Source organism: Streptomyces sp. RP5T (assembly GCF_003933965.1).
Classification (GTDB): domain Bacteria; phylum Actinomycetota; class Actinomycetes; order Streptomycetales; family Streptomycetaceae; genus Streptomyces.
In genome coordinates this window covers 1-7,012 of record NZ_RSAJ01000439.1, presented here as the reverse complement: position 1 = coordinate 7,012, position 7,012 = coordinate 1, and the positions used below count along the sequence as shown (strand labels likewise).

Genomic DNA, 7,012 nt, shown 5'->3' with positions numbered 1-7,012 from the left:
CACCAGCTCGCCGACCTCCGCCAGCCGCGACCCGGACAGCCCTCCGGCCCGCACCCAGAGCGTCAGGCCCCCCTGCGGCACCTCGAACTCCCATGAGGGCAGCTCCTTGCGCAGCGCGCTCACCAGGGCGTCCCGGTTCTCCCGCGCCTGGCCGCGCCGCAGCTCGACGGCCTGCTCCCAGCCTCCGGTGCTGAACAGCCAGTTCACGGCCAGCTGCTCCAGGACCGGCGTCCCGAGGTCGGCGTAGGCCCGCGCGGCGACCAGGCTGCGGATCACGTCGGGTGCCCCGCGGACCCACCCGATCCGCATGCCCGCCCAGAACGCCTTGCTGGCGGAGCCGACGGTGACCACGGTGGACCCGGCCGGGTCGAAGGCGCACACCGGCCGCGGCATCGAGACGTCCTCGTCCAGCCACAGCTCGGTCATCGTCTCGTCCGCCACCAGCACGGTTCCCGCGGACCGCGCCGCCTCCACCAGCTGCCGCCGCTGGTCCTCGCCGGCCAACGCGCCGGTCGGATTGTGGAAGTCTGCGACGACATAGGCGATCCTCGGCGCCGCGTCCCGCAGCACCTGACGCCAGCGGTCGATGTCCCAGCCGGTCAGCCCCTCCGCCATCGCGACGGGCACGAGCCGGGCGCCCGCCTCCCGCATCAGCTGGAGGATGTTGGCGTAGGACGGGGACTCCACCGCGATGCGCTCGCCCCGGCCGCCGAACAGATGGCAGATCGCGTCGATGGCGCCCATCGCACCGGTCGTGACCATGATCTGCTCGGGCATGGTCGGGATCCCGCGCGCGGTGTACCGCTCGGCGATCATCGCGCGCAGGGCCGGCAGACCCGCGGGATAGTCGCCGTGCGTGTGGGCGTAGGGCGGCAGCTCCTCCAGGGCGCCCTGCACCGCACGGGTCAGCCACGGCTCGGGCGCGGGCAGGGCCGCGCAGCCCAGGTCGATCATCGAACCGAGGGCCTCGGGCGGGAGCGGTTCGAGACCGCGCGCGGGGAGCGGGTTCCCGGCGGGTACGGCCGTCCAGCTGCCCGCGCCGCGGCGGGACTCCAGGAATCCCTCGGCCCGCAGCGCCTCGTAGGCCGCCGCCACGGTCGTACGGCTGACGGACAGGGACAGGGCCAGCTCGCGCTCCGCGGGCAGGCGGGCGGCCACCGGGACCCGGCCCTCCAGGACCAGCAGGCGGATGCCGTCGGCCAGCGCGCGGTAGGCGGGCGGGCGGCGCGTGCCGGGGCCGGCCGGGCGGTCCTGCTGGGAGTTGAGCAGCCGGGCGAGTTGCGCCGCGCCCACCGCCGAGGTCCACTGCGCCACTGAAATCAGTCCACCTTCCCCGAATTGGCCATGGATCGCTTGTCGTTCCAAGCCACAGGGTGTCATGCGTCAGGCCACTACCACCACCGGGAGACCCACCTTGTCCACGCAGAGCCGTCTGGGACGACGGTTGATCCAGCTGTACGCCGGACTCGCTCTGTACGGGGTCAGCTCCGCGCTGCTCGTCGAGGCGGGCCTGGGCCTGGAACCCTGGGGCGTGCTGCACCAGGGGCTCGCCGAGCTGACCGGCGTGTCGATCGGTGTGGTGTCGATCGCCGTGGGCGCGGCGGTGCTGCTCCTGTGGATCCCGATGCGCCAGCGGCCGGGCCTCGGCACGGTCTCCAACGTCTTCGTGGTCGGCCTCGCCATGGACGCCACCCTCGCCGCGGTCCCCCACGTGCACGGTCTCGCCCTGCGGATCCCGCTCCTGCTGGCCGGGATCGTGCTCAACGGCGCGGCCACCGGCCTCTACATCGCCGCCGGCTTCGGTCCGGGTCCCCGGGACGGTCTGATGACCGGGCTGCACCGGCGCACGGGACGCTCGATCCGGCTGATGCGGACCGCCGTCGAAGTGACCGTCGTGGTCACCGGGTTCGTCCTCGGCGGCACCCTGGGCGCCGGCACCCTCCTCTACGCGGTGTCCATCGGCCCCCTCGCCCAGGTCTTCCTTCGGATGTTCGCCGTTCCCCCGGCACCGGACGGCAGCACGGTCGTTGCCACCGGGCAACCGCGGGGAGCGATACTGCGTCCGTGACCTCCCGGATGCGCCACCCGTACCTCGACCATCCCGGCCCCATCCCCTTCGCCCACCGGGGCGGGGCGGCGGACGGCCTGGAGAACACCGCGTTCCAGTTCCGGCGGGCGGTCGAGGCGGGCTTCCGGTACCTGGAGACCGACGTCCACGCCACCGCGGACGGCAAGCTGGTCGCCTTCCACGACGCGACCCTGGACCGGGTGACCGACGGGGCGGGCCGGATAGCGCGGCTGCCCTGGGCCGAGGTACGGCACGCGCGCGTGGCGGGCCAGGAGCCGGTGCCGCTCTTCGAGGAGCTCCTGGAGACCTTCCCCGAGGCGCGCTGGAACGTCGACGTCAAGGACGAGCCCGCCCTGCGGCCGTTCCTGGACCTCGTCGAACGCACCCGCGCCTGGGACCGGATCTGCCTCGGCTCCTTCTCCGAGGCGCGGGTGCTGCGGGCCCAGCGACTGGCCGGACCGCGCCTGGCGACGTCGTACGGCATCCGGGGCGTGCTCAACCTGCGGCTGCGGTCCTGGGGGGTCCCGGCGGCCGTGCGCCGCTCGGCCGTCGCCGCCCAGGTGCCCGAGGCGCAGTCCGGCGTCCAGGTGGTCGACCAGCGCTTCGTGCGTGCCGCCCACGCGCGGGGGCTCCAGGTGCACGTGTGGACCGTCAACGAGGCCGATCGCATGCACCGGCTCCTGGACCTGGGAGTCGATGGCATCATGACCGATCACATCGACACACTGCGCAAGGTCATGGAGGACCGGGGCGTCTGGGTCTGACCCATGTCCGGCCCGCCCGTTCCCCGGTCCGCGCACGGCACCTTCACGGGGAAGCGAGGGCACGGGTGGGCACCGACACCGTGCGGGCGGGCGCAGCGGACGAGACCGCCGGCCGGCGGCGTGAACAACGCGGCTGGTACTTCTACGACTGGGCCTGCTCCGTCTACTCGACGAGCGTGCTCACCGTGTTCCTCGGCCCCTATCTGACGTCGGTCGCCAAGAACGCGGCGGACGGCGACGGCTACGTCCACCCGCTGGGCATCCCGGTGCGCGCCGGTTCCTTCTTCGCGTACTCGGTGTCCCTGTCGGTGATCGTGGCCGTGCTGGTGATGCCGCTGGTGGGTGCCGCCGCCGACCGTAGTGGGCGCAAGAAACCCCTGCTGGCGGCCGCCGCCTACACCGGGGCCGCCGCGACGACCGCCATGTTCTTCCTCGGCGGCGACCGCTATCTCCTCGGCGGCGTCCTCCTGGTCGTCGCGAACGCGGCGCAGTCGGTGGGGACGATGCTCTACAACTCCTACCTGCCGCAGATCGCCCCGCCCGAGGAACGCGACGCCGTCTCCTCCAGGGGCTGGGCCTTCGGCTACGCGGCGGGCGCGCTGGTGCTGGTCGGGAACCTGGTGCTCTACATGGGCCACGATTCCTTCGGACTCTCCGAGAGCGCCGCGGTCCGCGTCTGTCTGGCCTCGGCCGGGCTGTGGTGGGGTGCCTTCGCGTTGATTCCGCTCCGGCGGCTGCGCGACCGCCGCCCGTCCGCGCCGGAGGCGAAGAAGCCCACGGCCCCCGGCCTCCGGCAGCTCGCGGCCACGGTCCGCGACATGCGCCGCCACCCGCTCACCCTCGCCTTCCTGCTGGCGTACCTCATCTACAACGACGGCATCCAGACCGTGATCTCCCAGGCCTCGGTGTACGGCTCGGAGGAACTGGGCCTCGGGCAGTCGACGCTCATCGCGGCGGTGCTGCTGGTCCAGGTGCTCGCGGTGGCGGGCGCGCTCGCGCTCGGCCGGCTCGCCCGGACCCACGGGGCCAAGCGGACGATCCTCGGTTCGCTGGTCGCCTGGGCGGTGATCCTGGGAGCCGGGTACTTCCTGCCGGCCGGCGCACCTGTGTGGTTCTTCGTCCTGGCGTCCGGGATCGGGCTCGTCCTCGGCGGCAGCCAGGCCCTGTCCCGCTCGCTGTTTTCGCATCTCGTCCCGCCCGGCAAGGAGGCCGAGTACTTCTCGGCGTACGAGATGAGCGACCGGGGCATGAGCTGGCTGGGCCCGCTGCTGTTCGGGGTGACCTACCAGCTGACCGGTAGTTATCGGGACGCGATCATCTCGCTGGTGGCCTTCTTCGTCATCGGGTTCGCCCTGCTCGCAAGGGTTCCGGTCCGCCGGGCGATCAGCGACGCGGGCAATCCCGTACCCGAAAGGATTTAGCGTTCAACACCAAAGCGCTGTAGTGTACGCGTTTGGCCTGCCAGGCGTACCGTTACTGCGCGTCAAAGATGCCGAAACGCTGGGTGACATCTGCTAGCAGATGTGACAAACCGGGCGCTGGTGGGTACAACAAGGGGCGGCTACGACGGCGACGCATTGCCCGGGACGGGACCCGGAACGGGAATCTTTACCGCCGACCGGACGTTGACCGGTATGACGACGACAGCGACACCTGTCCTGTGGGCGACAAGCCCGGGAGGCACGATTCATGAGTGAGCGAGCTCTTCGCGGCACGCGCCTCGTGGTGACCAGCTACGAGACGGACCGCGGCATCGACCTGGCCCCGCGCCAGGCCGTGGAGTACGCATGCGAGAAGGGGCACCGCTTCGAGATGCCCTTCTCGGTCGAGGCGGAGATCCCGCCGGAGTGGGAGTGCAAGGTCTGCGGGGCGCAGGCACTCCTCGTGGACGGCGACGGCCCTGAAGAGAAGAAGGCCAAGCCCGCGCGTACGCATTGGGACATGCTGATGGAGCGACGTACCCGAGAGGAACTCGAAGAGGTCCTTGAGGAGCGTCTGGCGGTTCTGCGTTCCGGCGCGATGAACATCGCTGTTCATCCCCGGGACAGCCGCAAGTCGGCCTGAGCGGGAACACCGCACATACAAGTAACCGCGGGCCCTCAGCGCCCGGCTCGTCCCGGTCGATCACCTCGCCCTGGACCACCTTGCCGTCGGGGTGGTGGATCCGGGCCTGCTGGAAGGCGTCGCTCAGGGTGCCCGGAGCGGCGGCGCGGAGCTTGCGGTCGAAGGTGCGCTCGGCGTAGCGGCCCACCGCCTTCTGGACCGGCGGGATCAGCAGGAGCAGGCCCACCGCGTCGGAGATCAGGCCGGGGATCATCAGGAGCAGGCCGCCCAGCATCATGAGCCCGTTGCCGGAGCTGCCGGAGCTGCCGGAGCCCGAGGGGGCACCGCCCCGCTGGAGCGCCTCGTTCAGGTTCTGGAAGGCGCGGCGGCCGGCCCGCTTGATGACCACGGATCCGAGCACGAAACCGGCGACCAGCAGCAGGAACACCGCGAACCCGCTCGCCGCGCCGGCGACCACGGTCAGCAGCCAGATCTCCAGCACCAGCCAGGCGGCGACGCCCAGCGGCAGGAAGGTGCGCATACGGGAGCGGCGGGGCCGGGCGGGGTACGTGGGGGTCGGAGTGCCTGTCGTCATGCCTCCAGTGTGCCTGGGCGCGGCTCAGCACGGCATAAGGGGACGATCGCCCCCGTCCGCGGGGCCGTCGGGCTACGGCTGTGTGCGCCTGGCCCGCGCCGTGATCTTGCCGACCCGCTCCCCCACGCCCCACGTGGTGACCCGCCACAGGGCCTCCACGAGGATGTCGCGGCTCATCTTGGAGTCGCCGAGCTCGCGCTCGACGAAGGTGATCGGCACCTCGACGACGTGGTACCCGGTCTTGACCGCGCGGCGGGCGAGGTCGACCTGGAAGCAGTAGCCCTGGGAGGCGACGTCGTCGAGGCCGAGGCCTTCGAGGGTCTCGCGGCGGAAGGCGCGGTAGCCGCCCGTGATGTCCCTCAGGGGCAGGTCGAGGGCGACCCGTGAGTAGAGGCTGCCGCCGCGGGAGATGAACTCGCGGGACCTGGGCCAGTTCACGACCCGGCCGCCCGGCACCCAGCGGGAGCCGAGGACGAGGTCGGCGCTCTTGAGGGCGGTCAGCAGCCGGGGCAGCTCCTCGGGCTGGTGGGAGCCGTCGGCGTCCATCTCGACCAGGACGCCGTAATCGTGCTCCAGGCCCCAGCGGAAGCCCGCGAGGTAGGCGGCGCCGAGGCCCTCCTTGCCCTTGCGGTGCAGGACGTGGACGTGGTCGTCCTCGACGGCCAGTTCGTCGGCGAGCTTGCCGGTGCCGTCGGGGCTGTTGTCGTCGGCCACGAGGACGTGCGCCTCCGGGACGGCCTTGCGCACCCGGCCGACGATCGCCTTGATGTTCTCCGCCTCGTTGTAGGTCGGAATGATCACCAACGCCGTGCCGAGCGGGCCGAATCGCCTCTCCTGGCCCGTGTGGGTCCCGTCGCCGTCGTTCACCGCTGCCCCTTCGAGTCATTGCGCAGGCGTCCACCATAGTGCGCACGGCCTGCGATGACGTGACAAGGCGTTCGTATGCTGGTGTCGTTTCCACAAGAGCGGGGTAAGGATAGGACTTTTGGCCGCTTTGGCTGAATCAGCCCCCTCGCTGCGGATGGGGGCCCGGCGCTCTTCGGGCCGACCTGGGGCCCGCTGGCTGCGGGTCGACCGAAAGCCGTTGTCTACTGAGCGCCCGGGCCCCACCCGGGTCACACCTCCCCGGCCGGACGGAACGTTCCCTCGCCGTGGCGCTGGCGCTGAGCCTGGCTCCCAGTGGCGGTGTTCCGGTGCGGCACACCGTCCCTGACCCAGCGGCGCTGCGACGACTGGGCGAAGGTTCCCCGGTCGGGCGTCCGGTGGTGGACCCGGCCGAACCTACCGGCCCCCCGCCGTCGGCTGTCAACAGTCGTCCCACCTGCGCATCTTCCGTCAATGCCCTGGTCAGGGCGGAGGATGCGCAGGTCGCGCGACAGCGGGGCGGGGGCCGATCGATACCGCGCCGCCCCCACAGATCACTCGCCCGGCCGTACGAAGACCGTCCGTCCGCCGACCACGGTGCGCAGGCAGACGGGCAGGTCACGGCCCGGGGTCAGGTCGGGCAGGCCGGGGGTGCCGGAGCGGGGGTCGGTGGACCAG

The 7,012-nt window shown here is 71.8% G+C and carries 6 protein-coding genes and 1 pseudogene; 4 read left to right on the top strand and 3 right to left on the bottom strand.

Features of this window, described 5'->3' with window-relative positions; genetic code table 11:
- A partial coding sequence (locus EHS43_RS32700) for a PLP-dependent aminotransferase family protein (RefSeq protein WP_148104137.1) occupies positions 1 to 1,314 on the bottom strand: 1,314 nt, incomplete at its 3' end.
- A gap of 64 nt (positions 1,315 to 1,378) precedes the next feature.
- On the opposite strand from EHS43_RS32700, the gene EHS43_RS32695 reads away from it, so the two are divergent.
- From EHS43_RS32695 to EHS43_RS32680, 4 genes are all read left to right on the top strand, one after another.
- Positions 1,379 to 2,068 carry a YitT family protein gene (locus EHS43_RS32695; protein ID WP_260470816.1) on the top strand — a complete coding sequence of 230 codons (690 nt, stop codon included), beginning with the start codon at positions 1,379 to 1,381 and terminating at the stop codon, positions 2,066 to 2,068.
- Positions 2,065 to 2,832 carry a glycerophosphodiester phosphodiesterase gene (locus tag EHS43_RS32690; protein WP_125194290.1) on the top strand — a complete coding sequence of 256 codons (768 nt, stop codon included), beginning with the start codon at positions 2,065 to 2,067 and terminating at the stop codon, positions 2,830 to 2,832. The genes EHS43_RS32695 and EHS43_RS32690 overlap by 4 nt, the downstream gene beginning before the upstream one ends.
- A gap of 65 nt (positions 2,833 to 2,897) precedes the next feature.
- On the top strand, positions 2,898 to 4,253 hold the full coding sequence (locus tag EHS43_RS32685; RefSeq protein WP_125194289.1) for an MFS transporter: 1,356 nt from the start codon (positions 2,898 to 2,900) through the stop codon (positions 4,251 to 4,253).
- A gap of 268 nt (positions 4,254 to 4,521) precedes the next feature.
- Entirely contained in the window at positions 4,522 to 4,896 is a 375-nt protein-coding gene (locus EHS43_RS32680; RefSeq protein WP_003977404.1) for an RNA polymerase-binding protein RbpA, read from the top strand.
- A 25-nt stretch (positions 4,897 to 4,921) separates the two neighbouring features.
- Here EHS43_RS32680 and fxsA read toward each other — a convergent pair.
- Positions 4,922 to 5,470, bottom strand: a pseudogene (gene fxsA, locus EHS43_RS32675) (FxsA family membrane protein); the annotation flags it as partial.
- A 72-nt stretch (positions 5,471 to 5,542) separates the two neighbouring features.
- A complete protein-coding gene (locus EHS43_RS32670) occupies positions 5,543 to 6,337 on the bottom strand; it encodes a polyprenol monophosphomannose synthase (RefSeq protein WP_125194288.1) in 795 nt (264 codons plus the stop codon).
- Positions 6,338 to 7,012 lie beyond the last annotated feature (675 nt).

Excerpts from the sequence above, each read along its gene's own strand:
- EHS43_RS32680 (WP_003977404.1), top strand. The coding sequence starts at position 4,522 with ATGAGTGAGCGAGCTCTTCGCGGCACGCGCCTCGTGGTGACCAGCTAC.
- EHS43_RS32695 (WP_260470816.1), top strand. The coding sequence starts at position 1,379 with ATGCGTCAGGCCACTACCACCACCGGGAGACCCACCTTGTCCACGCAG.